21 protein-coding genes and 1 other RNA gene are annotated in these 24,701 nt (G+C 38.1%); 13 read left to right on the top strand and 9 right to left on the bottom strand.

What is annotated here, in order from left to right:
* Positions 1 to 114 precede the first annotated feature (114 nt).
* Genes PVK70_RS04010 through PVK70_RS03995 form a run of 4 tightly spaced genes read left to right on the top strand, consistent with a single transcriptional unit; the run spans position 115 to position 6,052 of the window.
* Positions 115 to 2,442: an ATP-binding protein gene (locus PVK70_RS04010; RefSeq protein WP_130047800.1), complete on the top strand. Its 2,328-nt coding sequence runs from the start codon at positions 115 to 117 to the stop codon at positions 2,440 to 2,442.
* Positions 2,426 to 3,502 carry a hypothetical protein gene (locus PVK70_RS04005; protein WP_130047801.1) on the top strand — a complete coding sequence of 359 codons (1,077 nt, stop codon included), beginning with the start codon at positions 2,426 to 2,428 and terminating at the stop codon, positions 3,500 to 3,502. Before PVK70_RS04010 ends, PVK70_RS04005 begins: the two co-directional genes overlap by 17 nt.
* A 4-nt stretch (positions 3,503 to 3,506) precedes the next feature.
* Positions 3,507 to 4,232: a hypothetical protein gene (locus tag PVK70_RS04000; RefSeq protein WP_130047802.1), complete on the top strand. Its 726-nt coding sequence runs from the start codon at positions 3,507 to 3,509 to the stop codon at positions 4,230 to 4,232.
* Positions 4,232 to 6,052, top strand: coding sequence for an Eco57I restriction-modification methylase domain-containing protein (locus PVK70_RS03995; protein WP_130047803.1), 1,821 nt, complete (start codon positions 4,232 to 4,234; stop codon positions 6,050 to 6,052). The genes PVK70_RS04000 and PVK70_RS03995 overlap by 1 nt, the downstream gene beginning before the upstream one ends.
* 196 nt (positions 6,053 to 6,248) lie before the next feature.
* Here PVK70_RS03995 and PVK70_RS03990 read toward each other — a convergent pair whose 3' ends face one another.
* The 3 genes from PVK70_RS03990 to smpB all read right to left on the bottom strand — a co-directional run bounded on the left by PVK70_RS03990 (position 6,249) and on the right by smpB (position 8,605).
* Positions 6,249 to 7,490 (bottom strand): integrase domain-containing protein, encoded by a 1,242-nt coding sequence (locus PVK70_RS03990; protein ID WP_130045013.1) that lies wholly within the window; start codon positions 7,488 to 7,490, stop codon positions 6,249 to 6,251.
* 189 nt (positions 7,491 to 7,679) lie between these two features.
* Positions 7,680 to 8,046, bottom strand: a transfer-messenger RNA (tmRNA) gene (gene ssrA, locus PVK70_RS03985).
* Between the two features lie 73 nt (positions 8,047 to 8,119).
* Positions 8,120 to 8,605: an SsrA-binding protein SmpB gene (gene smpB, locus PVK70_RS03980; protein ID WP_130047804.1), complete on the bottom strand. Its 486-nt coding sequence runs from the start codon at positions 8,603 to 8,605 to the stop codon at positions 8,120 to 8,122.
* A gap of 101 nt (positions 8,606 to 8,706) precedes the next feature.
* Between smpB and PVK70_RS03975 the strand changes: the two genes are divergently transcribed.
* Together PVK70_RS03975 and PVK70_RS03970 are read left to right on the top strand one after the other, a co-directional pair.
* A complete protein-coding gene (locus tag PVK70_RS03975) occupies positions 8,707 to 9,144 on the top strand; it encodes an SRPBCC family protein (RefSeq protein WP_130047805.1) in 438 nt (145 codons plus the stop codon).
* Positions 9,131 to 9,442 carry an RnfH family protein gene (locus tag PVK70_RS03970; RefSeq protein ID WP_130045015.1) on the top strand — a complete coding sequence of 104 codons (312 nt, stop codon included), beginning with the start codon at positions 9,131 to 9,133 and terminating at the stop codon, positions 9,440 to 9,442. Before PVK70_RS03975 ends, PVK70_RS03970 begins: the two co-directional genes overlap by 14 nt.
* Positions 9,443 to 9,522: 80 nt before the next feature.
* On the opposite strand, the gene bamE is transcribed toward PVK70_RS03970, so the two are convergent.
* From bamE to nadK, 3 genes are all read right to left on the bottom strand, one after another.
* Positions 9,523 to 9,879 carry an outer membrane protein assembly factor BamE gene (bamE, locus tag PVK70_RS03965; protein WP_130047806.1) on the bottom strand — a complete coding sequence of 119 codons (357 nt, stop codon included), beginning with the start codon at positions 9,877 to 9,879 and terminating at the stop codon, positions 9,523 to 9,525.
* Between the two features lie 229 nt (positions 9,880 to 10,108).
* On the bottom strand, positions 10,109 to 11,776 hold the full coding sequence (recN, locus tag PVK70_RS03960; protein WP_130047807.1) for a DNA repair protein RecN: 1,668 nt from the start codon (positions 11,774 to 11,776) through the stop codon (positions 10,109 to 10,111).
* A gap of 126 nt (positions 11,777 to 11,902) precedes the next feature.
* Positions 11,903 to 12,787, bottom strand: a complete 885-nt coding sequence (nadK, locus tag PVK70_RS03955; protein ID WP_130047808.1) for an NAD(+) kinase — start codon at positions 12,785 to 12,787, stop codon at positions 11,903 to 11,905.
* A 193-nt stretch (positions 12,788 to 12,980) separates the two neighbouring features.
* Here nadK and grpE point away from each other — a divergent pair, with 193 nt between their 5' ends.
* From grpE to PVK70_RS03935, 4 genes are all read left to right on the top strand, one after another.
* On the top strand, positions 12,981 to 13,565 hold the full coding sequence (gene grpE, locus PVK70_RS03950) for a nucleotide exchange factor GrpE (protein ID WP_130047809.1): 585 nt from the start codon (positions 12,981 to 12,983) through the stop codon (positions 13,563 to 13,565).
* Positions 13,566 to 13,789: 224 nt separating this feature from the next.
* Positions 13,790 to 15,694: a molecular chaperone DnaK gene (gene dnaK / locus PVK70_RS03945; RefSeq protein WP_274441270.1), complete on the top strand. Its 1,905-nt coding sequence runs from the start codon at positions 13,790 to 13,792 to the stop codon at positions 15,692 to 15,694.
* A gap of 318 nt (positions 15,695 to 16,012) precedes the next feature.
* A complete protein-coding gene (gene dnaJ, locus PVK70_RS03940; protein WP_105062839.1) occupies positions 16,013 to 17,155 on the top strand; it encodes a molecular chaperone DnaJ in 1,143 nt (380 codons plus the stop codon).
* A 182-nt stretch (positions 17,156 to 17,337) separates the two neighbouring features.
* Positions 17,338 to 18,432 carry a DUF3541 domain-containing protein gene (locus tag PVK70_RS03935; protein ID WP_130047726.1) on the top strand — a complete coding sequence of 365 codons (1,095 nt, stop codon included), beginning with the start codon at positions 17,338 to 17,340 and terminating at the stop codon, positions 18,430 to 18,432.
* Between the two features lie 100 nt (positions 18,433 to 18,532).
* Here PVK70_RS03935 and PVK70_RS03930 read toward each other — a convergent pair whose 3' ends face one another.
* The 3 genes from PVK70_RS03930 to rdgC all read right to left on the bottom strand — a co-directional run bounded on the left by PVK70_RS03930 (position 18,533) and on the right by rdgC (position 21,399).
* Complete coding sequence (locus PVK70_RS03930) at positions 18,533 to 18,787, bottom strand: YfhL family 4Fe-4S dicluster ferredoxin (protein WP_063659444.1); 255 nt, start codon at positions 18,785 to 18,787, stop codon at positions 18,533 to 18,535.
* 3 nt (positions 18,788 to 18,790) lie between these two features.
* On the bottom strand, positions 18,791 to 20,179 hold the full coding sequence (gene trhP, locus PVK70_RS03925) for a prephenate-dependent tRNA uridine(34) hydroxylase TrhP (protein ID WP_130047725.1): 1,389 nt from the start codon (positions 20,177 to 20,179) through the stop codon (positions 18,791 to 18,793).
* A 308-nt stretch (positions 20,180 to 20,487) separates the two neighbouring features.
* The gene (gene rdgC / locus PVK70_RS03920; protein ID WP_207215638.1) at positions 20,488 to 21,399 is read right to left on the bottom strand and encodes a recombination-associated protein RdgC; all 912 of its coding nucleotides are present in this window, start codon (positions 21,397 to 21,399) and stop codon (positions 20,488 to 20,490) included.
* Positions 21,400 to 21,612: 213 nt separating this feature from the next.
* Here rdgC and phoB point away from each other — a divergent pair, with 213 nt between their 5' ends.
* From phoB to PVK70_RS03905, 3 genes are read left to right on the top strand one after another with little or no spacing between them, the layout of a single operon-like run.
* Positions 21,613 to 22,305: a phosphate regulon transcriptional regulator PhoB gene (gene phoB / locus PVK70_RS03915; protein ID WP_130044007.1), complete on the top strand. Its 693-nt coding sequence runs from the start codon at positions 21,613 to 21,615 to the stop codon at positions 22,303 to 22,305.
* Positions 22,306 to 22,340: 35 nt separating this feature from the next.
* Complete coding sequence (phoR, locus tag PVK70_RS03910; protein ID WP_130044008.1) at positions 22,341 to 23,639, top strand: phosphate regulon sensor histidine kinase PhoR; 1,299 nt, start codon at positions 22,341 to 22,343, stop codon at positions 23,637 to 23,639.
* A 7-nt stretch (positions 23,640 to 23,646) separates the two neighbouring features.
* Positions 23,647 to 24,636, top strand: a complete 990-nt coding sequence (locus tag PVK70_RS03905) for a PstS family phosphate ABC transporter substrate-binding protein (RefSeq protein ID WP_130044009.1) — start codon at positions 23,647 to 23,649, stop codon at positions 24,634 to 24,636.
* The last annotated feature ends 65 nt before the right edge of the window (positions 24,637 to 24,701 follow it).

Here is a 24,701-nt window from a genome sequence, read left to right as displayed (position 1 = left end):
GAGCGTATGATTGATACTTTACAAAAAGGCCACGTAGCCTGACATTCAATAAATGGCTAAGTAATTATTAAAAATCACAATACTCTGACTAATAAATCGCATGGAAATATAGAAATGGAAGATAAATTGAATACTCTTAGTGAGCTGAAATCTCAACTAACAACACATTTAAAAAGCGATGAACTTGATCACGGTTTAGTTTTAAAGCTTAGTCATGAAATTGCTGCATTAGAAGAAGGGAAAGTGAGGTTTTCTATAGATGCAGGAGTGATCGATAGATTGGGCCAAGAACTAGTTGCTAGGCAAGAAACTGCAGTATCCGAGCTAGTAAAAAATTCCTTTGATGCTGATGCAGAGTTAGTTACTTTAACTTTTAAAGATTCTGATTCAATAGGTGGAACTCTCATTCTTGATGATGATGGTGATGGTATGACTCGTGATGAATTAGTTAACGGATTTATGAGGATATCTTCGACATCAAAAATTCATAATCCTATATCGAGAACATTCAAAAGACAACGTGCAGGTCAAAAAGGTATAGGTCGCTTTTCAGTTCAAAGGCTTGGCTTAAGTCTAACTATTATCACTCAAGTTGCGGATTCTGATTTTGCATTAGTCCTTAAAATTAATTGGGATGATTATCAAAAAGATTCCAATTTGTTAACTATTGCAAATGAACTTGAAGTTACGAAAAAAGTGAAACACAAGGGAACTCAACTAGTTATTACAGGGCTTCGAGACAAGTGGAGTAAAGCCGCTATTCGTCGAGTTTATCGCTATGTATCTAATATTATTCAACCCTTCTCTTTAGCTGATGTTGTTACAACAGAAAATAGCTACAAGGGTAATATTGACCCAGGATTTAAAGCTTTATTTTCTAAGCAAGACGGAAACTCTCGTCCTATTAAGGTAGCAGACCAAGAAGTCATGATTTATGATCATGCGGTAGCAGAGATACATGGACAAATAGATGGAAGTGGAATTGGCGTTTATACCGTAGATAGTAAAAAATTAGATATCAATGAAATTGGTGAAATTGGTAATGATCAAGAGGATTCAAGTGTCCCTTTTAGTAAACTTAAAAATGTAAGATTCAAAGCTTATTATTATATTTATGATGGGGACTTACTACCAAAAATGCATTCGACAAGTATTCGAAAGCTAGCTCAACGTGAAGGCGGTATTAAGTTATATCGTAATGGGTTTAGGGTATTACCTTATGCGGAACCTGGTAATGATTGGTTAGATTTAGATCGGTCAGTAAGAAGACGAACAATTCTTCCACAGCATGCTAATATAAATTTCTTTGGTTTTGTAGAAATTAAAGATCCTGATAATTTTTTCAATGAAACGTCTAGTCGAGAAGGGATAATTGAAAATGAAGCATTTATTCAATTAAGAAACTTTGTTCATAGAACTATACTTGCCGGTGTGTTGAAAGTAGCAGCAGTTAGGAACATAAAACAAACACCTTCTCAAGTTAAAGATGACAATGGGAATTATGAAGAGATAAGCGTTAAAATTAAGAATATAGCAAAGACAATTGAAGAGCTAGAACGTGAATTTGAAGAAGATAGTGGTGGAAGTAAGAAAAGAGGAAAGCGTAAAACTAAGGTAATTAAAGACGCAATTGAAGAGCTGGATGCTTTGCATAAGTCAGAATTAAAAAAGACAATTAAAGAACGTTCAATGTTGAGAGTTTTAAGTAGTGTAGGTTTAACCGTATCTCAATTTATCCATGAAATTAAACACCATATGGATCATATTAAAAGTGACATTTCTTTTCTTATAAGTGAATTAGAAGGAAATAAAGTAGCACTTGAACGACTTACAATCTTGGACTCTAATTTCGAATCATTTACTAATTATACCTCTTATTTTAATGACGTTGTCTCACAAAATATAATTCGAGATATTCGACCTCAAAATATGCTTAAAATATTAAAAAGCTTTGTTAATTCAATGAGGGCGGATGCTTCTAAATCAGGAATCGAGTTATTACCACCCAAGTTTAGTAAAGATTGGCTATACACCAAATCAATGCATCCTTCTGAATGGTCGTCTGTGCTGTTTAATTTTTATACTAATTCTAAGAAGGCTATTCAAAGAGCAAAATCAAATGGGAAGATATTCATTGAGTGTGGTGAAGAAAATGATTTAATTTTTTTAGAGTTTTCAGATAATGGTGATGGAATTGAACTTGGTGAAGAAGAAAAAATATTTGATGAATTCTACACAACCACAAGTGTCGGTTCATTGTCAGAATTAGATCATAATACTGAAATTTTAGGGACAGGATTGGGATTGAAAATTACCAAGGATATTATTAAAGGATACCGTGGGAACATACGTGTAGTTTCAGCGAAAAGTGACTTTTCAACCTGTATTCGCATTGAAATTGGAAAAGCAACAGATAAGGAGTTAGATGAGCATGGTATATAAAGTTGTTTACATAGAAGATCAAGATGCAGAATCTGTTATTCATGATTTATCACAGTGTGATTTAGAAGTAGTTCATTGCCACCCTGGTACATTTAAAGAAACTATAACAAAAGTAGATAGCCATAAGCCTGATTTAATATTAATGGACTTTAGGCTAATGCAAGGTGGTGGGGAAGTTAATGCACCAGCAATTGCTCAATATTATAGAAGCTTATCTATCGATAACCCTAGCTTATGCTTGCCTGTGGTTTTATTGTCAAACGATACTAAAATTCATGGATTTTATGATGATTTTACCAGTCATGATCTCTTTGATTTTTTTATAATTAAAGAGAATTTATCAGAAAATAAAGAAAAATATTCACTTTTAATGAAGGAGCATATTGAGTCTTATAAGTTTATTTCAACTTTACAGGCTAGAGAAGAAGATTTAACAGAATTATTAAAAGTTCCTAAGAAGCTAGAACTAGACATAGATCCTCGTATTAAAGAAACTTTAAGAAATAAGAAGTATAAATCCAATATTTATATGGCTTCAAAATTTATTTTTAATAATGTGGTTAAGTCTATAGGTGTATTAATTGGAGAAGATGTTCTTTCTGCACGACTTGGGATTGATAAGTCTTCAGAAAGTTGGGATGAGCTTTGTAGCCAACTTAAAGAGTGTGAATATACAGGTATTTATTCTGGTTCATATAGACGATGGTGGGCTGATGGAATTGAAGTTTGGTGGAATGAAACCATTGAAGAATCGAATCATCTTAGACGGTTTAACTCTGAAGAAAAATTGACAGTTATTTGTAGTAAACTTCCTGGACTTAAACTTAAAAAAGTGGAAGGAGATTTAAACACTAAAACAGATAATTTTTGGACTATCTGTCAATGCAGCCTGCTACCCGTAGATCCTAGCGAGGCTTTTGAGATTCAAGCAGACTTAACATTAATGCCCTGGTTAGATACACAATATTATTCTTATGAAAGTGTTAGAGATTATGATTTAAATGATCAATTAACAGATATTGAAAAATCGCGCTATAAAGATATAGCTAGAGGAATTTAGCCAAATGGAATGGAATAGAGCTAAATATGTAAATGATCTGTCACAATTTTCAGCATTGGTAAAGAGATATGATACAGATAGAATTTTTAAAAATTTAGATAGTATTTTAAGTGTTGCTCAAGGAAAGTTAAATGGTGCTCAAGGAAATATATTATCAGTTGAAGCAAATGGAATAGAACTTATTCTAAAGAAAAGAATTGCAGGGACAATCCCATCTGATCTTCAATCTGTTACAATTTTTTTTGAATCTAAAAGTGAGTTTGATTTATCTATAGATATAGATGTGAAAGATAGAATTCTTGATACATATAATTTTCAAATAGGAGTTAAAGGTATTAATAGTAAAGGAGAGCATCATAACGCTTGGCATCTTGATAGAGATATTCGTATGCCTAATTCAGGAAGGCCTAGATATGATCATCCTCTATATCATTTTCAACCAGGGGGAAATAAGTTAGAAGGTAAAGATATAATGGGGGCGGTATTTATCGGTGCTCCAAGATTACCACACCCTCCAATGGATGTTATTTTAGGTGTGCATTTTATTTTAAGGAATTTCTGTAGTACGAAAGACTATCCGTTTTTTGATAAGTTATTTGCTAAGCCCGATTATCAAGATATTGTTAAAAGAGCGAAGGAAAGAATGTTTATTCCTTATTTTAAAGCCTTCTCTGAAGGTTGTACTCATGAAGATTATACAATGAAAAATGTATTTCCAATGGCTGTTTAATGAAGAAAGAAATTTTTAATTTTTTGAAGTCATACTCCTGTGGCACACTGGAAACTAATAGACTGATTGTGTCATCATTTATGATGGCTAATAAACTGGATGTTCCTAGAAATAAACTAATTTGTTCTTTATTCATTAATAAGGATGATTCTGATTTTGAACAACTTATAGAGTTTAACAATAGACATCAAATATCAACAATAGAAGATTTAATTACAGCATTTGAATTTGTTATTTCACCAGAGGAAAAGGTAGTTACTGGTGCAATATACACGCCTATAAAAATCAGAGAGTTTATAGTTACTAATGTACTATCTCAATTTCTCCCCGATAAGCCTAGCGTATGCGATATCGCTTGCGGTTGTGGTGGTTTCTTATACACGTCCACAGAGACTCTTAAAGAAAATTTAGATATAACATATAAAGAAATTTTTGAAACTCTCATCTTTGGGGTTGACTTGATGGACTATTCTATCTTGCGAACTCAAATATTATTATCTTTACAAGCTATTATTGGAGGAGAAGATGAAGAAGAGTTTCGTTTTAATTTATATGTGGGAAATTCGTTAGATTTTGATTTTAATGATGTGGTAAGTAACTTTAGCGGCTTTTCTGCGATAGTTGGTAATCCACCTTACGTTTGCTCTAGAAATCTAGATACGGTATCAAAAAGCCTGTTAAAAAAATGGGAAGTGTCTTCAACTGGACATCCTGATTTATATATCCCGTTTTTTGAAATAGCTTTAAGTTTTCTGAAGGAATCAGGGTTCTTAGGCTATATAACAATGAACTCTTTCTTTAAAAGCTTAAACGGAAGAGCATTAAGAGCTTATTTCAGCAGAAATATGTTTAAAATGAGAATTCTAGATTTTGGAGGTGTTCAAGTTTTTGATTCTCGTTCTACATATACTTGTATTTGCTTGATTCAGAATAACCCTACTGGCCATATATCTTATAAAAAAGTCACTTCTATTGATAAACTTAGTTTTAAAAACCTAAGTAAATTGACATACCAAAAGCTAGATGATCATAATGGATGGAATTTTCAGTCATATAAGATTATTAATAAAATAGAATCTATAGGAACTCCTTTTTATAAAGTATTTAATACAAGTAGTGGGATAGCAACATTAAAGAACAATGTCTTTATAATTGATTATATTAATGAGGATGAAAAATATTATTACTTATCAGGAGATGAAAAGGTAGAGAAGTCAGTATGTGTAGATATTATAAATCCAAATAAATTTATAAGAACAAATGATATCGATAAGATAAAAAAGAAAATAATATTTCCATATATATATGTTGATAATAGGGCTTCTATAATTTCTGAAAGTGAATTTAAAAAGAAATATAAATTTACATATAAATACCTTAAGACTCATGAAAAAGATTTATTATCAAGAGATAAAGGGAAAGGAATTTATCCTGAATGGTATGCTTTCGGTAGGACTCAAGGTCTAGATAAAAGAAAATACAAATTATTTTTTCCTCATATTACTCCAGTAATACCAAATTTTGTTTTGACTGATGATGATTCCCTTTTATTTAGAAATGGAATGTCTTTAATTAGTGATGATAAAAATTCAATGCTATTGGCTCAAAAGATTATGAAATCTAATCTATTTTGGTTTTATATAGAGAACACAAGCAAACCATATGGATCAAACTATTATTCACTAAGCCGAAATTATATAAAATCTTTTGGTATTTATGATTTTAGCGAAGAGCAAAAGGAATATATTATAAACGAGAATGATCAAGAGAAAGTTAATGAATTCTTAGAGGAATTATATGGAGTGCATATCCCTATTTAACTAGGTAGACTAAGTATATTATTACACACTCGTCTTTTCCGTTAGAAAGGCTAGTGTATATATTATGATTTTTAGATTCTGCTTACTTTTCGATTAGATATGTATATATCGTATAATTATAAGTAAAAATAACTAAGTTGAAATTCCTTTTCTTATTATCTAGATAATAAGAAAAGGAAGCTGGCGTTTATGGCTTTTATCCAACTAAAGATAAACACTTCATTCCTGATATAGATAAGCTTCCTTTCGATGCTTCCTCAATATGACCACTCCACCATGCCATCATCGATATTCTTCGGTCAAGATAATCAGTACGGTTATAAGCCGCACGTACTTGGCTGTCATCAACGTGGGCAAGAGCCGCTTCAATTAGGTCTGATTCAAAGCCTTGCTCGTTTAGCGTAGTGCTGGCTACTGAACGTAATCCATGACTTACTAATCTGCCAGCAAATCCCATGCGTTTTAATGCCATATTAGCAGTTTGGCTATTTGATGGTTTTAATGGTGCTCTATCTGAAGGGAATACAAACTCTCTATGAGCACTAATAGGCTTCATTACTTCAAGTAAAGAAAGAGCTTGAGCAGTTAAAGGTATACGATGTTCTCTACGCTTTTTCATTCTCTCTGGTGGAATTGTCCAAATTCCTTTCTCTAAATCTACTTCTTCCCAACGTGTTCCAGCCGCTTCTGATGGTCGAGTCATAGTATGAAGTTGCCATTCAATTAAACAACGAGTAGTACGCTTAATTGAAGCATTAGCAATGGCTATCATAAGTTCTGGTAACTCATCAGGCTTAAGAGCTGCCATGTTTTCTTTTTTGGGTTTCTTAAAAGCAGCTTTAATCCCAGCAAGAGGGTTAGCATGAATAAGCCCACAGTTTACTGAATAGGTCATGATCTCATTTAGTCGTTGAGTCAGTCGCTTAACTGTTTCTAAACTTCCTTTCGCTTCAATTGGTCGAAGTAATTCAATAATCATTGGTGCTGTAATTTGAGATACAGGTGTACTTTTAAGTATAGGGAATATGTGTAGCTCTAAAGATCTCCATACGTCTTGAGCATAATCTACAGTGATGTCATCTTTTTTACGCTCAAACCATTCAGTAGCAACATTGAAAAAAGTATGTTCATGGATTATCTGATCTTGGTGTTTTTTCTCATCACGATGTTCTTTAGGATCTATCCCTTGAGCAACTAACTCTCTTGCTGACACTGTTAGCTTTCTGGCATTCGCAAGACTAAGTGAAGGGTAAGAACCTAGCCCCATATTCAATCGTTTTTTAGTTTGAGGATGAATGTAGTTGAAGTTCCATAGTTTAGAACCGTTAGTACGAATTCGTAATTGAAGACCTTCACCATCAGAGAGGACATAATCTTTCTCTCGTTCTTTTGCATTATCAATTTGTTTATTATTTAAGCGAGTTGTCTTTAATGCCATGGTAAATCCCTCAATTATGTATTCCACAGATCTCTATTATAGACTTGGAATACATAAAGGAATACATGAAATGATGGAAGTAACTGGACATTATTGGACGCTAAAATGATGCAATGCAACGTAAGTTATTGATTTTTGGTTTATTTAGATACAAAAAAAGACGCCCGAGGACGTCTTTAAATGTGTATTTGGTGGAGCTGGGGGGATTTGAACCCCCGTCCGAAAACCGTTCACCGTTGGCGCTACATGTTTAGTCGATCTTTAATTTCACCGTAAAACTGCGAACCGACACGCTATCTTATGGCTAACCTGAATTATAATTCGAACTTCATCTCTCAGGTGGGAGAATCCATTCTAGTTCGTTTGGGTTTGATCCCCTGTTATTCCCCGTCTTACAAACGGAAGCTAGGGCAGGAGAGCTCTGAGCAGGTTATTAAGCTGCTAGTGCGTAGTTTTCGTCGTTTGCGACTATTTTTTTGCGGCTTTTTACGTGGCCAACCGCCCCACGACATGCTCCTCGGGTTTCAAAATTCCCGTCGAATCCTGAATCAGCCCCAAAGTTTTGTTACCAGATGATACTAACAGAAAAACAGCGTCTGTCTAGTTAGTATCAATCTAACTGGTTGAAATTAACGCAAACTACTCTTCATAATTCGTGCTTTATCTCGATTCCAGTCTTTTTCTTTTGAATCTGTACGTTTATCGTGCAGTTTTTTACCTTTAGCAACGCCGACTTTGATCTTTGCCCAAGAGCGAACCCAGTACATTGTTGTTGCTACTAACGTCATACCTTCACGGTTTACACGACCAATAAGGTTGTCGATTTCTTTGCGGCTCATTAGTAATTTACGAATACGAGTTGGATTCGCTACAACATGAGTCGATGCCGCTTGTAGTGGAGTGATGTTCATACCACTAATAAAAATTTCACCATCACGAACATAAACGTAACTTTCCGCGATATTTACTTTACCAGAACGAAGAGATTTAACTTCCCAGCCTTGGAGTTCGATTCCAGCTTCGATTTCATCATCAATGAAATATTCGTGGCGAGCTTGCTTGTTCATAGCAATGGTATTACTGCCCGCTTTATCTTTAGATTTTTTCTTTGCCATAATGCCCACATTATACGTTATTAGTTGAGAGTTGGGGAAGTAGTTTGGCTCTTAACATCAAGATGGTATGATGCTTACCTCTATAATGTAAAGGATAATTTATGCCACAGGTTAGCCGATCTGCATTAGTGCCGTTTAGCGCAAAGCAGATGTACGATTTAGTCAACGATGTTGCGTCATACCCTCAATTTTTACCAGGATGCTCAGGATCTAAAATCATTGAACAATCAGAGCATGCGATGGTGGCTTCTGTTGATGTCGCTAAAGCTGGGATAAAGAAAACATTTACGACAAAGAATACCTTGGTTGACTCAGAAGTGATCGGCATGAACTTAGTTAATGGTCCTTTTAAGTCATTGACTGGCGGTTGGCACTTTATGGCGTTAGATGAAACGGCATGTAAAGTTGAATTGAAATTAGATTTTGAGTTCTCAAATGCGTTAGTTGCAATGGCGTTTGGTAAAGTATTTCAAGAGCTAACGAATAATATGGTGAATTCATTTACTCAAAGAGCGAAGCAGGTTTATGTCAGTAATTAATGAGATGATCCACGTTGAAGTGGTTTACGCACTACCAACGGAGCAAGTGGTTTTTAAGCTTGCTGTAAAAGCAGAACAAACCGTAGAAGAGATCATTAGGCAATCTGGTGTATTAGAGCGTTATTCTGAGATCGATTTAAAAGTGAATAAAGTGGGTGTCTTTAGCCGTAACGTAAAATTGGACGCAACGATTAGAGATAAAGATCGCATTGAAATTTATCGTCCATTATTGGCTGATCCAAAAGAAATTCGTCGAAAAAGAGCGGAACAAGCAAAGAAAGCGGCGGCGAAAAAATAGTTTATTGACCCAATATAGATAATAAAAAACCGGAGATCGTTAAACGATGTCCGGTTTTTTTGTTTTAACGTCTTAAAAAATTAGATTTTTTCGAAGAAGCTATCGCTCATAGGGAAATCACCGTCGATATTTGTCAGGTTCCCGCTATCGTCAAAATAAGCGATCATGTTTTTTTGAATCGCGTTTTCATGGCCATGAGTGAAGTGATAAATGTAATACCATGTGTTTGGGTAGCCTGATTCGACAAGCATTGGCGAGCCCATAACAAACTGCACTTGTTGTTTTGTCATTCCAAATCGCAGTTTGTCGACGGCTTCCTGCTCGACGTAATTACCTTGGGCAATATCGATTCGATATACCAATGGTTCTAATAGCGAGCAACCACCCAGAAGCCCAACAGCAAGGGGTAGAGCAATGATCCATTTTTTGAATTGCATAGTCTGTACAGCTTTAGCCTTTAAATAATGAAAGAGATGATAAACAAGCTAGCCTAAGAAGTAAAAAGGTTAAGCGTGTTCTGAGTGTGTTTTGACCCTAAACTTTGAATCTAGTTGCATTGAACGTATGAATTTTATCAGTTAGCACTAATGTAAAAGCCAATATCAAATCATGATATTGGCTTTATTTTTGTGAACAAGGATGATCCGTCATGTTCTGCGATTAGTATTACGCGGCACTTAGCAGATCTTTCGCATTGGCTAAGGTATGAGAGGTAATTCTGGTTCCACCTAGTAGCCTTGCTAATTCTCTAATACGTTCTTCTGTGCTTAGTGCTCGCATTTGAGTTTCCGTTTTACCTGAGTTGGTGTGCTTAGCAACAAACAGTTGATTGTGACCACAACCTGCAACTTGAGGTAAATGGGTAACACATAATACTTGGGTAGATTCACCTAAAGTACGTAGCATTTTCCCAACAACTGCTGCGGTTGGTCCGCTAATACCCACATCAACTTCATCGAAAATAAGACTTGGGGTATCCACTTTTTGAGCCGTGATCACTTGAATAGCTAATGAAATACGTGATAACTCACCACCAGAGGCGACTTTGGCAATAGGGTGTAATGGCTGCCCTGGGTTGGTTGAAACTTTAAAGCATAAGGTATCAATGCCAAGCGGTGAGATTTTACTTACAGCATCACTTTCAATTTGAATATCAAATACTGCTTTTTCCATGCTTAATGTTTGCATGCTTTCGGTAATTTTATTATTCAATTCTTTAGCATAACGCTGACGGCTTTTTGTTAGTTTATGCGCAGCTTCTAAGAAGTGTAGCTTCAGTTCTTCTACTTCTTGTTCGCGTTGTTCGCGTTTCTCATCAGAGCAATCAAGGCGATCATATTCAGCCAAAAGCTGCTGATGGTGTTCATATAATTCTTCAGCAAGTACGTGGTGTTTTTTAGCCATAGACATTACTCGGCTAAAACGCTCTTCTACAAAAGCGATTTGCTCGGGATCAACATCAATATTATCTAAATAGTTTTTGATCTCATGATTTGCTTCTTCAACTTGGATCATTGCCTCATTAAGCATATCTGATAATGGGGCAAGTTTAGGATCAAGTTGCCCTAATTGTTGGATATGATTATTTGCATATTGCAGTAACTGAAGTGCGTTAACTTCATCGCTTTCGTATAGAACTGAAACTGCTTGCTGACAACAGTCAACCAATTCGCCAGAGTTAGAGAGCCTTGTATGATCTTCTTCTAGCTGGACGAATTCTTCTTCGCCTAATGCCAGTTCGTTTAGCTCTTTGATTTGGTATTCGATCAGTTGTTTTTGCGCTTCGTTTTGCTGACTGTGCTTGATCATTTGCTTTAATGCGTTGTCAGCTTGACGCCATGCTTGATAACGGCTGCGCGTTTTGTTTAATAGAGAGACGTGACCTGCATACTGATCCAACATATTTAATTGGTATTCAGGTTTCATTAGTTCGTGATGAGCGTGTTGACCATGAATGTTGATCAATAAATGGCCCAATGTTTTTAACTGTGCAGCAGGAACAGGGCTACCATTGATAAAGCCACGAGAGCGGCCTTCTTTGGTGATGACACGGCGTAAAATACATTCATTACCGTCATAGAGTTCATTATCTTCTAACCATCGCTTAGCGTTAAGATTATTCTCTAATGTGAAAAGGACGGTGATCTCTGCCTTTTCTTCTCCTTGACGAACCATTGACGCTTCAGCGCGATCGCCTAAACATAATCCAAGGGCGTCAATAGCAATAGATTTACCAGCACCAGTCTCACCTGTAATAGTGGTCATGCCCTTGGTTAAATCCAATTCTAACGATTTTACGATTGCGAAATGAGTAATTTTAATATGTGCCAACATAAGCCATTCTCTGCGAAATTCAAACACTAAAAACACTGTATAAAGAAACAGTATATACTGTTTCTTTATACAGTAAAGTGAATTTAATTTTTTTGTGAGTGGCTTATCTTTTATTAATCGATAACACTAGAACAGTTTACTAGACCAACCTAGTTTATTTCTAAGTACATGATAGTAGCTATAATCTTTCGGATGAATGAGTTTTAGCTTATTTGGACTTTGATAAATATGGACCTCGTCTCCCGGGCTTACAGGTAGAGATACCTGTCCATCACAGCTGACTTCAAGTGCACTGCGATTCTCAGGGGAGATGAAAAGTTTAATATGACGTCTTCCTTCAACCACTAGTGGGCGGCTTGAAAGTGTATGTGGGAACATAGGGACAATAGAGATAGCGTTTAGGTTTGGTGACAGAATTGGACCGCCACCAGAGAGTGAATAAGCGGTTGACCCTGTTGGTGTCGAAATAATGAGACCATCTGAACGCTGAGAGAAAGCAAAGCTATCATCAATATAGACTTCAAATTCGATCATATGTGCGACTTGACCTGGGTGGAGTACTACCTCATTAAAGGCGGAGTTGTGACTCTTTACCTGGCCGTGACGATGTACTTCCGCTTCGAGTAAGAAACGTTCTTCTTTAACGAATTCACCATTGAGAACTGCGGTTAATGGCTCTTCAAAATTATCAGGATCTAGATCGGTTAAGAAACCAAGGTTCCCACGATTCACACCGATAACTGAAATATCAAAACGAGATAACACTCGAGCAGCCCCAAGCATATTACCGTCACCACCAACAACAATAGCGAGATCCGCTTTTTCTCCTAAAACCAATAAATGTTTGAAGCATTCATCAGGAATATCGGGCAAAGCTTCACGTAGGCGATCATCTAATAATACTGAGTAATTTAGCTTAGTTAGCCAAGTATAGAGTGCTAAATGGGTTTTTATTGCACTTGGATCTCTTGGCTTACCAATAATGGCGATAACGTTAAAATGTGTTTTCATATCTATCATCCATCATGAAATGGGGAACAAATGTTACAATTCGTACTATTATGCTTGAATCGCTTTATTTAGTCCCCATAATAATGACAAAGTTTTAATTTGCGTAAAGTTTTAATTTGCGTATAGAGCGACGCCTTGGTTTGTATTAAGATCGCTTTATATAGCTAGTCATCAGCATTCTGGAGAAGCAGTAATGAGTAACGAAGAAAATAAAGTAAATGAAGAAGCAGTAGTGGAAGAGCATGTTGAAGCAGTAGGCTCAGAAGCAGATGTTGAGTGGAATGAAACGGCTGAAGAAAGCCAAGAAGCAAAAATTGCTGAATTAGAAGCGGCATTACTTGCTAGCCAAGCGCAGCTTAAAGAGCAGCAAGATGCAGTATTACGAGCTAAAGCAGAAGAGCAAAATGTACGTCGTCGTGCAGAAGGCGATATTGATAAGGCGCGTAAATTTGCTTTGAAAAAATTTGCCGGTGAATTGCTTCCTGTTATTGATAACTTAGAGCGCGCATTAGAAAGCGGTGATAAAGAAAGTGAAGCGGCTAAAGCACTGCTTGAGGGTGTTGAGCTAACACTACAAACATTTATCTCTACCATTGAAAAATTTGGTTTAACGGTAATTAATCCTGTAGGTGAAGCGTTTAACCCAGAGCTTCATCAAGCAATAGGTATGCAAGCAAGCCCAGATCACGAATCAAATACTGTTATGATCGTGATGCAAAAAGGCTACACATTAAATGAACAAGTATTACGTCCAGCGATGGTAATGGTTGCTCAATAATTGCAGTTGTATTAAACAATCTAGCGATTAAATTATAAGCGGTGTCAGTGATGATGCCGCTTTTTTATTGTTTTGGAAAAAAAATACAGTTTTTTTTATTGTTTCCCTTGAATTGTGATTTAGCGCCCTTATTTATTACTCATAGAATGAATTATGGGATTAAGTCCCAACCTTTACTCAAGTTGTTTTGGGTGAGTTTAAATAGATAAATTGGAGATAACCTGATGGGTAAGATCATTGGTATTGACTTAGGTACAACTAACTCTTGTGTTGCTGTTTTAGATGGCGATACGCCACGTATTTTAGAGAATGCAGAGGGTGAACGTACAACGGCATCGGTAATTGCATACACAGATGGCGAAACTCTTGTAGGTCAGCCAGCTAAGCGTCAAGCGATTACTAACCCACAAAACACATTATTTGCGATTAAGCGTTTGATCGGTCGTCGTTTTGAAGACGAAGAAGTTCAACGTGATATCGAAATCATGCCGTACAAAATCGTTAAAGCTGACAACGGTGATGCTTGGGTTGAAGCGCAAGGCCAAAAAATGGCTGCTCCTCAAGTTTCTGCTGAAATTCTTAAGAAAATGAAGAAAACAGCGGAAGACTTCCTAGGTGAAGAAGTGACTGGCGCAGTAGTTACTGTACCTGCTTACTTTAACGATGCTCAACGTCAAGCAACGAAAGATGCTGGTCGTATCGCAGGTCTTGATGTTAAACGTATCATCAACGAACCAACAGCAGCAGCATTAGCTTACGGTCTAGACAAAAAAGGCGGCGATCGCACTATCGCAGTATACGACCTTGGTGGTGGTACATTCGATATTTCTATCATTGAAATCGACAACGTTGATGGCGAGCAAACGTTCGAAGTTCTTGCGACAAACGGCGACACTCACCTAGGTGGTGAAGATTTCGATAACCGTATGATCAACTACTTAGTAGATGAGTTCAAAAAAGAGCAAGGTATCGATCTTAAAACTGATCCACTTGCTATGCAACGTGTTAAAGAAGCAGCAGAAAAAGCGAAGATTGAACTGTCTTCAGCTCAACAAACTGACGTAAACCTTCCTTACGTTACTGCTGATGCGACTGGTCCTAAGCACATGAACGTTAAAGTGACGCGTGCAAAACTAGAATCTCTAGTTGAAGACTTAGTAATTCGTACGCTTGAACCGTTAAAAGTAGCTCTAGCAGATGCTGATTTATCAGTAAGCGAAATCACTGACGTTATTCTAGTTGGTGGCCAAACACGTATGCCTATGGTTCAAGCTAAAGTAGCTGAATTCTTCGGTAAAGAAGCGCGTCGTGACGTGAACCCTGATGAAGCAGTAGCAATGGGTGCTGCAGTTCAAGGTGGTGTATTAGCAGGTGACGTTAAAGACGTTCTACTACTAGACGTTACTCCTCTGTCTTTCGGTATCGAAACGATGGGTGGCGTAATGACTAAGCTAATCGAGAAGAACACAACAATCCCAACTAAAGCGGACCAAACGTTCTCTACTGCTGAAGACAACCAAAGTGCGGTAACTATCCACGTACTTCAAGGTGAGCGTAAGCAAGCAAGTTACAACAAATCTCTAGGTCAATTTAACCTAGAAGGTATCCAAGCAGCACCACGTGGCATGCCACAAATCGAAGTAACATTCGACCTAGATGCTGATGGTATCCTAAATGTATCTGCAAAAGATAAATCGACTGGTAAAGAGCAGAAGATCACAATCCAAGCTTCAGGTGGTCTAACAGACGAAGAAATCGAAGCAATGGTACAAGAAGCTGAAGCAAACAAAGACGCGGACAAAAAGTTCGAAGAGTTAGTAACAGCACGTAACCAAGCGGATCAAATGATCCACGGTACGAAGAAACAAATCGAAGAAGCAGGCGATGCACTTCCAGCTGACGAGAAAACAAAAATCGAAACAGCAATTACAGCACTAGAAGAAGTTAAGTCTGGTAATGATAAAGAAGTAATCGATGCGAAAACTCAAGAGCTAATGCAAGCAGCACAAAAGCTAATGGAAATCGCTCAACAGAAAGCTCAAGCACAACAAGGTGCTGAAGCGGGTGAGCAACCTAAGCAAGAAGATGATGTAGTAGACGCTGAATTTGAAGAAGTTAAAGACAAATAATTGAGATTTAGTCGCTAGAAAGCTCGATTCCTGTGTCGGAAGTGCTCATTTGCGTTCGCAAACTCCGCGCTTCCTCCTTGGACTCAAACTTTCTAGCTTATAAATCAACAATTATTTCTAATTAGAAACTGATGTTTTTTATTAGAATTCTTCGTTGAAAATATATTGCGGGCGTTGGAGTTTTCTCTACCGCCCGCAAATTTGTAATTAGGTCAATCTAGATAATCACTTTCGGTTTGTGCTGATCCTAATTATCTAGATTGAACTCATACTGATGGTGTCACTGCCGGCAGTATCAAAAGAATTGGTGACCAAAGCATGTCTAAACGTGATTTTTATGAAGTATTGGGCGTAAGCCGTGATGCTTCTGAGCGTGATATTAAGAAAGCCTATAAACGTCTAGCGATGAAATTCCACCCTGACCGTAATCAGGGCGATGAAACAGCGCCAGAAAAGTTTAAAGAAGTAAAAGTAGCGTATGAGATCTTAACGGATGCTCAAAAACGTTCAGCTTATGATCAATACGGTCATGCAGCCTTTGAACAAGGTGGCATGGGCGGTGGCGGCTTCGGTGGCGGTCAAGGTGACTTTGGCGATATCTTTGGCGATGTGTTTGGTGACATCTTTGGTGGCGGTCGTCGTGGCGGTGGTCAACAACGTGCACAACGCGGTTCAGATTTACGTTACAACATGGAACTTACGCTAGAAGAAGCGGTTCGTGGTTGTGATAAAGAGATTGAAGTACCAACATTAGTGTCTTGTGATCCATGTGAAGGTACTGGCGCTAAGAAAGGCACTTCTTCATCAACGTGTAGCACTTGTCATGGTCATGGCCAAGTTCAAATGCGTCAAGGTTTCTTTGCGGTACAACAGGCTTGTCCTACATGTCATGGTAAAGGCAAGATCATTAAAGACCCATGTAACTCTTGTCATGGTGAAGGTCGCGTTCAAAAAACGAAAACACTTAATGTTAAGATCCCATCAGGTGTTGATACTGGCGATCGCATTCGTTTATCTGGCGAAGGTGAAGCGGGAGAGCACGGCGCTCCAGCAGGCGATCTATACGTACAAGTGCACGTAAAAGAGCATAATATTTTTGAGCGTGACGGCAACAACTTATACTGTGAAGTGCCAGTAAGCTTTACGATGGCGGCATTAGGTGGTGAAGTTGAAGTTCCTACTCTTGATGGTCGTGTAAGCTTAAAAGTACCTCTAGAAACGCAAACAGGCCGTATGTTCCGTATGCGTGGCAAAGGTGTGAAAGGCGTTCGTACGCACAGTACGGGAGACTTAATTGTTAAACTGATTGTTGAAACACCGGTTAAACTTACCAAACGTCAAAAAGAGCTTCTTCAAGAATTCCAAGAATCTTTTGATGGTAAAGATGCGAAAAAGCACAATCCGAAATCTGAAGGTTTCTTATCAGGTGTTAAAAACTTCTTTGATGATTTAACTAAATAAGTTTATTGCTCAACGAATAAATTGAAACCTAATGATATTAATTTTATATCATTAGTTTTTTTTTATGCCAAAAACAAATGATAAAGTACGGTTTATTTACACCTTTTTGACCGTTACTTATACTTCTCGTTTATTATGTAACCAATTATGTTTTTAGCTTCTTAATAGATGAGAGAGTCGACATGGTGTTATTTAAACGGACATTATTACTGTTTATTGTTTTATTATTTGGTTTAGCTTCTGCTAATGCAGAAATCATGCAAGGTGGAAAAACAGTACCAAGCTTCAAGCAGGATGCGGCGTCTATTCGTCATACTTATGAAACCCAACTCTATACTCTATCGGCATTTAAAGCTGGCCACTATGGTTTACGCATGTATCGTCAAACGATGGACCCTAAATATTCAGCGGCGGTTTGGTCTGATATGGCGCGAGTGGCAAGTCGACTTAATCAATTCTCTTCGGAAGTTCATACGCCCGAACAAATAGATATCTATGCTCAAAAGCGATTAAGTAGCTATGTTGATGACACTGACATTCGCAGTACTTTACGTTACCAAGCGACAAAAAATATGCCTGAGTATTTCTATCTTGGTGTGGATTTACTTGGCTCAATGGCTCGTGCTAATGAATATGGTTTAAAGCATCGTAACGATAAACAGTTGCGAGAAATTATCCGTCGTTATGATTTTAAAAAATACGCGACTGATGAAGCGATGATTAAAGCATGGGCAGCTCAGCTAGCGAACCAAGTTTATTGGTTACGTCAATTAGGTGAGCAGGATGTGGTTGATGAGTTTGTTGAAGCATTCAAATTAGCCTACCCAGATAATAAAGATGCAGCGCTTTCTAAGCAGCAGTATGGCAATAAAATCTATGGTTTAACGCATATTTTATTAGCCGACTCTCAATATTATCAATACCCCCTAAAAGAGTCTGACCATCAATGGATATATGATTATCTGCGTAATAACATAGATACGATCTTAAAGAGAACAAAAGAAGACATTATTTCAGAAGTCGGAATTACCTTCTTATTAGCAGGGTTAGAAGATGATCCTGTGGTGTATAAAACGCAAAAACACATTCAAGATGCGATTAACCGTGAGAAGAATATGGTGCCATCAACATCAAATAGTACTGATTTAACTGATGGTGAGCACCGTAATGTATTAGCGATAATGTTACTTGATTGGCAAACGCCACATGCCGCACCGACGATTCAAAATGAACCAAAGGTATTCAAAAGTAAACCGTATGGTCTTGTGAAAAAGTAAACAACTACTTGATGTTATAAGTTACTGAAATAAAAAACGCCCAGAGATAGTGATATCGCTGGGCGTTTTTATTTGAATCAAATCAGGTAATTAGAGATTATTACGCTAGGCCTTGAAGCTTAACGAATTTTTCTAATAACTCTTCATCTGTTTCTACGTTGTTTGGATCTGAAATAACGCAGTTACTGATAGGGCAAACTGACTGACATGTTGGCGCATCGTAATGCCCTTTACATTCAGTACAAAGATCTGGGTTAATTTCATAGATCTCATCACCCATGCTGATTGCTTCGTTTGGACACTCAGGTTCACACATGTCGCAGTTAATGCATTTTTTATTGATCAATAACGCCATTACTTACTTGCCGTGTGGGTTACGAGTATCTTCACCCGTGTGTAAGTTACGCATTAGCAGGCCATATTCTAGATCAACGTTTGCAGGAACAGGAATGAAGACAAAGTGACCATTGCCTTTTGCTTCATCAACAGCTTCACTCTTACGGTTTTCCATTACATCTAGAGTCAGTGTCAGGTTACCTTGTGGTGTCATGATCTCTACAGAGTCACCGACTAAGAATTTATTCTTAACATCAACTTCAGCTAAATCACCACGGCGTTTACCTGTGAACTCACCAACGAATTGTTGAGAATCAGAGATAGAGTAACCGTAATCGTAGTTTTGGTATGCATCGTGTGTATGACGACGTAGGAAACCTTCAGTGTAACCACGGTGAGCTAGGCTTTCTAGCGTACCCATTAGGCTTTCATCAAATGGTTTACCTGCAACGGCATCATCAATCGCTTTACGGTAAACTTGAGCTGTACGAGCACAGTAGTAGAAAGACTTAGTACGACCTTCAATTTTAAGAGAGTGAACACCCATTTTAGTTAGACGCTCAACGTGTTGGATTGCACGAAGATCTTTAGAGTTCATGATGTAAGTACCATGCTCATCTTCAAATGCAGCCATTTTCTCTTCAGGGCGGTGAGATTCAGAAAGAAGAACTACTTCGTCTGTTGGTTTACCTAAGCCTAGAGTGTTGTCTGGACGTTCGTTTTGAACTTCAACGTCTTGGATCTCAACACCAGCTGGATTAGCTTCAACGATTTGACCATTTTCGTCTTCTTTTGCTGCTTCTGTTTTGTATTCCCAGCGACATGCATTAGTGCACGTACCTTGGTTTGGATCACGCTTGTTCATGTAACCAGATAACAAGCAGCGACCAGAGTACGCCATGCATAATGCACCGTGTACAAAGATTTCTAATTCAGTATCAGGACAGTGCTCACGGATCTCTTCAATTTCTTCTAGTGATAATTCACGAGATAAGATCACACGCTCAACACCTTGAGTTGCCCAGAATTTCACTGTTGCCCAGTTAACCGCATTGGCTTGAACTGACAGGTGAATAACTACTTCAGGGAAAGCTTCACGAACCATCATGATTAAACCAGGATCTGACATGATCAATGCGTCAGGACCCATTTCTACGATTGGCGCTAAATCACGAATGAAGGTTTTTAGCTTTGAGTTGTGTGGTTGAATATTACATACCACATATAGCTTCTTACCTTGCGCATGCGCTTCATTAATACCGATTTGTAGGTTTTCGTGGTTGAATTCGTTGTTACGAACACGAAGGCTGTAACGTGGCTGGCCTGCATAAACGGCATCTGCACCGTAGGCAAACGCATAACGCATATTTTTAAGGCTGCCCGCAGGCGAAAGTAGTTCTGGCTTAAACATGATTGCTTCCCAATGTTGTATTCTGATCTCAGGTCAGGTCATATCACAAGGATATGAAGGAGGCCGGATTTTACATGGAAAGTGAGAGAAGTGCTAGGGTATAAAGAAAGGTTTCAGGTCGCTTCACTTGCAGGCTTCAGGGAAAAGCAAAGAAAATATGAGATAAAGAGTTCAGATCGCTACGCTAGCAGATTTCAGAGGTATTCGCTGAACGTAAAGAATCCAAGATAATTTTTCTTGAGCTGAGAAATAGCCGCAAGCACCTCTGAACCCTTCAAGGGAGCTTGCGACCGATCTGAACCCTGCTTTTACTCTTTCTCTTCAATGCCACCAAGTGCTTTGAAAAGGTCAGGTAGTAGAGCATCAAGCTCAGAACTCATTAGAGAGAAATCTGCATCAAAGCGTGCTGCTTTGTCTTCAAAACCAATGTCTTCGTTTTGATCTTTAATCTCATCGCTGAACTTTAGGCGTTTTAGTGATAGGTCATCAGCAAGGATAAACTCTAAACGCTCTTGCCAAGTTAGCGCTAACTTAGTAACCATTTTGTTTGCATCAATATGAGCGTGGATTTCATCACACACTAATTCTTGCTGCTTACAACGGATCACGCCGCCGTCTTCTAAAATTGCTTTTAGTTCCGCTTCTTCACCCATCTCAAAACCTTGAGGCGTAGTACCTGTTTTAACCCACTCAGTTAAGGCATTTTCAATAGGTTGAGTTGAAGTTAGAGGGACAACAGGTAGACTACCGATAGATTTACGAAGCAACGCTAATACGTCTTCCGCTTTTTTGTAACTGCCAGCATCAACAATAATAAACCCAGCTTCTGGAAGAATTAATGCATAGGTTTGTTGGTGCTTGCTAAATGCTCGTGGAAGAAGATCAATAACGATGTCATCTTTGATAGAGTCTTTCTCTTTTTTCTTAAGAGGGCGACCTTGTTCAAGTTCCATGGCATCAATTTTTGCGTTCATTGATTCTTTAATCACTGACGCGGGTAACATTTTTTCTTCTTTTTTAGCACAGATCAGAATATTTTTGCTTGCGACGTGAGTCAGCATATCACCATGACGGCCCATTGCAGTTACCCAGCCAAACTTTTGCATATCTTGGCTACCACAAGGTGTGAAACGGAAATCGTTCAGTTGTTTTTCAAGTTGCTCAGGGTTGAGATCAACTTCTTTAGTAAAACGATAAATTAAACAATTTTTAAACCACATCATGCTGCTGAATTCCTGTCTTTTTTAAGTGCGCTTATGATAGGAGATTTTGTTGAATATTGCTTGTATAGATTTCAGGTTCTTGGATAAATGACACTGAGATAGTATTTCATTGATGAGAATATGAACTTTTCTTTTCAATAGTCACAAAAGTGTCATAATTAGCTTTAATAATAGCGTTATAAATTTTGTTGGCTAATTTAGGTAAAAAGAATGTCTAGAAGGATACTTGTAGTAGAAGATGAAGCGCCAATCCGTGAGATGCTGTGTTTTGTATTAGAGCAGAAAGGATATGAACCGATAGAAGCAGAAGATTATGACACTGCACTTGGTTTACTCTGCGAACCTTACCCTGATTTAATTTTGTTGGATTGGATGTTGCCAGGTGGCTCAGGCATCAATTTAATCAAACACCTTAAGCGCGATGAATTTACCAAAAAAATCCCAGTAGTTATGCTAACAGCTCGCGGCGAAGAAGAAGATAAAGTTCGCGGCCTTGAAGTGGGCGCAGATGATTACATTACAAAACCATTTTCACCAAAAGAGTTAATGGCGCGCTTAAAGGCCGTTATTCGTCGAGTATCCCCAACCTCTGTTGAAGAGTTGATTGATGTTCAAGGGTTAAAATTAGACCCAGTATCACACCGTGTTACAGCCAATGATAAAGCATTAGATATGGGTCCGACAGAATTTAAAATGCTGCACTTCTTTATGACTCATCAAGAGCGTGTATATAGCCGTGAACAACTATTGAATAATGTTTGGGGTACGAATGTATACGTAGAAGATCGTACGGTTGATGTTCATATTCGTCGCTTACGTAAGGCATTAGAAATGGAAGGGCATGATCGCTTAGTGCAAACCGTTCGTGGCGCGGGTTATCGTTTCTCTGTTCAAACGTCTTAATTCTTAAATATAAATAGAAGCAAAAGGTAAAATACATGGTTGAACGTCTCTCATGGAAAAAGCTCGTTGGAGAACTGGCGTTTTTTTACGTACCTTGGGTGATTGTTGGGTATTTATTTGATGCGCTATGGCCACTATTATTCCTTGCTTCATTTATTTTATTAATTTGGCATTTACATAATCAAATCAAAATGTCGCGCTGGCTGCATGAGGGAAGAAAAGCAACACCACCGTCAGCCTCAGGGAGTTGGGAGCCGATTTTTGATGAGACTTATCGTTTACAAAAACGCCATAAAAAACGTCGTAAAGAGCTGTCTGCGTTAATTCGTCGCTTTCGACAAGGGGCAGAAGCGCTGCCTGATGCTGTAGTGGTATTTCGTCACGAAGGTAATATCGTATGGTGTAATAGTCTAGCTCAATCGCTGCTGGGATTCCGTTGGCCTGATGATTCAGGGCATCCGATCACCAATTTGATTCGAACTCCTGACTTTGTTCAATACCTAATGGCGCAACAGTTTGATATTCCATTAGATATGCCATCACCAATTAACACGGATAAGACACTTGAAATACGTATTGTGCCGTATAGTGATGGTGAGTTTTTAATGGTGGTCCGTGATGTGACACAAGTTAAGCAACTAGAAGGTATGCGCCGCAACTTTTTTGCTAACGTTTCTCATGAACTACGTACACCAATGACGGTGCTTCGTGGCTATTTAGAAATGTCTGAAGACCCAGATATGTTGGTTGGCCCAATGTGGAATCGAGCGCATGGGGTGATGACTGAGCAATTATCACGCATGGAAGGCTTGGTTGAACAATTACTGACGCTGTCGAAAATTGAAGCCGCAGCGACGTCTCAATTAGAAGATCATGTTGATGTGCCTTCTATGTTAGATATTTTAGAGAAAGAAGCCATCGCATTAAGTGGTGAGCGTAATCACAGCATTCGTTTTGATGTCGATCCTCGCCTTAAAGTATTAGGGGATGAAGATCAGTTACGCAGTGCGATTTCAAACTTGGTTTATAACGCGGTAAAACATACTACTGATGGTGCAGATATTATTGTTGAGTGGCAGGCAACGAACCTAGGGGCTAAATTAAGCGTAAAGGATGGTGGGCAAGGAATTGAACCACAGCACATTCCTCGATTAACAGAGCGTTTTTATCGCGTAGATAAGGCGCGTTCAAGAGATACTGGTGGTAGTGGACTTGGACTGGCAATTGTAAAACATGCACTTAGTCATCATGACTCACAGTTAGAAATACAGAGCCAATTGGGTAAAGGAAGTACTTTCTCGTTTGTTCTCCCTAAAAAATTGATTTTAAAGTAATGGAATAATGAAGAAGACGCAGTATAAACAGCAGCGATGGTTTAGGGTATTAATTCCCGTGGGATTGCTTTGGCTGGGGTTTATATCAAATGCGTTTTCTTATGATGGAAAACTCGCTCCTTATGAAAGAGTTGCCGGAATTTCTGGTAACTTATCCTCAATAGGCTCAGATACGTTAGCGAATATGATGACCTTATGGGCTGAAGATTTTCAACGTATTTATCCTAATGTAAATATTCAAATTCAAGCATCAGGATCGTCAACGGCACCGCCAGCATTAATTGAAAGTACGGCTCAGTTTGGCCCTATGAGCCGGCGGATGCGGCAAAGTGAAAAAGCCGCATTTGAACGCCAATTTGGTTACCCGCCAACTGAAATCCGAGTTGCTATTGATGCGCTCGGAATTTTTGTGCATCAAGATAACCCAATAAAAGGACTTAACTTTAGTCAGCTCGATGCTATCTTTTCGGCAACATTACGATGTGGTTCTGTAAAACCCATTAATCGTTGGCAAGATTTAGGTGTAAACAGTAGTTGGTCTAAACACCGAATTCAATTATTTGGTCGAAATTCAGTCTCTGGTACTTATGGTTACTTTAAAAAGAACGCCTTATGTAACGGTGACTTTAAAGTGAATGTCAACGAACAACCAGGATCGGCATCCGTAGTTCAAGGTGTTTCGGCATCATTAAATGGCATTGGTTACTCTGGTGTTGGTTATCACATGTCGGGTGTAAAGCTGTTGCCAATTACAAGGGAAGGGACGAACTATATTGAACCAAGTACTGATAATATTATTAGTGGTCAATACCCTTTAGCTCGTTTTTTATATATTTACATCAATAAGCCACCAACAGCCAAACTGCAGCCTTTAGAAACCGAATTTATTCGTTATATGTTGTCATTAGAAGGGCAGAAAAGAGTTGAGCAGGATGGCTATATCGCATTATCGGAACGTTTTGTCTTACAAGAGCTTTCTAAATTAGATCTCCATTAAGTTGTCATTATAGTGTCATTCCTATACTGAAAAATACGTAAACAATCATTTAATAAATACAGAGG

The organism is Aliivibrio sp. A6 (genome assembly GCF_028765505.1).
In the GTDB taxonomy this organism is placed as follows: Bacteria; Pseudomonadota; Gammaproteobacteria; order Enterobacterales; family Vibrionaceae; genus Aliivibrio; species Aliivibrio finisterrensis_A.
This window is presented reverse-complemented; position numbering and strand designations above follow the sequence as displayed.

Coding starts and splice junctions, on each gene's coding strand:
- PVK70_RS04010 (WP_130047800.1), top strand. CDS start 115: ATGGAAGATAAATTGAATACTCTTAGTGAGCTGAAATCTCAACTAACA.
- PVK70_RS04005 (WP_130047801.1), top strand. CDS start 2,426: ATGAGCATGGTATATAAAGTTGTTTACATAGAAGATCAAGATGCAGAA.
- PVK70_RS04000 (WP_130047802.1), top strand. CDS start 3,507: ATGGAATGGAATAGAGCTAAATATGTAAATGATCTGTCACAATTTTCA.
- PVK70_RS03995 (WP_130047803.1), top strand. CDS start 4,232: ATGAAGAAAGAAATTTTTAATTTTTTGAAGTCATACTCCTGTGGCACA.
- PVK70_RS03990 (WP_130045013.1), bottom strand. CDS start 7,490: ATGGCATTAAAGACAACTCGCTTAAATAATAAACAAATTGATAATGCA.
- smpB (WP_130047804.1), bottom strand. CDS start 8,605: ATGGCAAAGAAAAAATCTAAAGATAAAGCGGGCAGTAATACCATTGCT.
- PVK70_RS03975 (WP_130047805.1), top strand. CDS start 8,707: ATGCCACAGGTTAGCCGATCTGCATTAGTGCCGTTTAGCGCAAAGCAG.
- PVK70_RS03970 (WP_130045015.1), top strand. CDS start 9,131: ATGTCAGTAATTAATGAGATGATCCACGTTGAAGTGGTTTACGCACTA.
- bamE (WP_130047806.1), bottom strand. CDS start 9,879: ATGCAATTCAAAAAATGGATCATTGCTCTACCCCTTGCTGTTGGGCTT.
- recN (WP_130047807.1), bottom strand. CDS start 11,776: ATGTTGGCACATATTAAAATTACTCATTTCGCAATCGTAAAATCGTTA.
- nadK (WP_130047808.1), bottom strand. CDS start 12,787: ATGAAAACACATTTTAACGTTATCGCCATTATTGGTAAGCCAAGAGAT.
- grpE (WP_130047809.1), top strand. CDS start 12,981: ATGAGTAACGAAGAAAATAAAGTAAATGAAGAAGCAGTAGTGGAAGAG.
- dnaK (WP_274441270.1), top strand. CDS start 13,790: ATGGGTAAGATCATTGGTATTGACTTAGGTACAACTAACTCTTGTGTT.
- dnaJ (WP_105062839.1), top strand. CDS start 16,013: ATGTCTAAACGTGATTTTTATGAAGTATTGGGCGTAAGCCGTGATGCT.
- PVK70_RS03935 (WP_130047726.1), top strand. CDS start 17,338: ATGGTGTTATTTAAACGGACATTATTACTGTTTATTGTTTTATTATTT.
- PVK70_RS03930 (WP_063659444.1), bottom strand. CDS start 18,787: ATGGCGTTATTGATCAATAAAAAATGCATTAACTGCGACATGTGTGAA.
- trhP (WP_130047725.1), bottom strand. CDS start 20,179: ATGTTTAAGCCAGAACTACTTTCGCCTGCGGGCAGCCTTAAAAATATG.
- rdgC (WP_207215638.1), bottom strand. CDS start 21,399: ATGTGGTTTAAAAATTGTTTAATTTATCGTTTTACTAAAGAAGTTGAT.
- phoB (WP_130044007.1), top strand. CDS start 21,613: ATGTCTAGAAGGATACTTGTAGTAGAAGATGAAGCGCCAATCCGTGAG.
- phoR (WP_130044008.1), top strand. CDS start 22,341: ATGGTTGAACGTCTCTCATGGAAAAAGCTCGTTGGAGAACTGGCGTTT.
- PVK70_RS03905 (WP_130044009.1), top strand. CDS start 23,647: ATGAAGAAGACGCAGTATAAACAGCAGCGATGGTTTAGGGTATTAATT.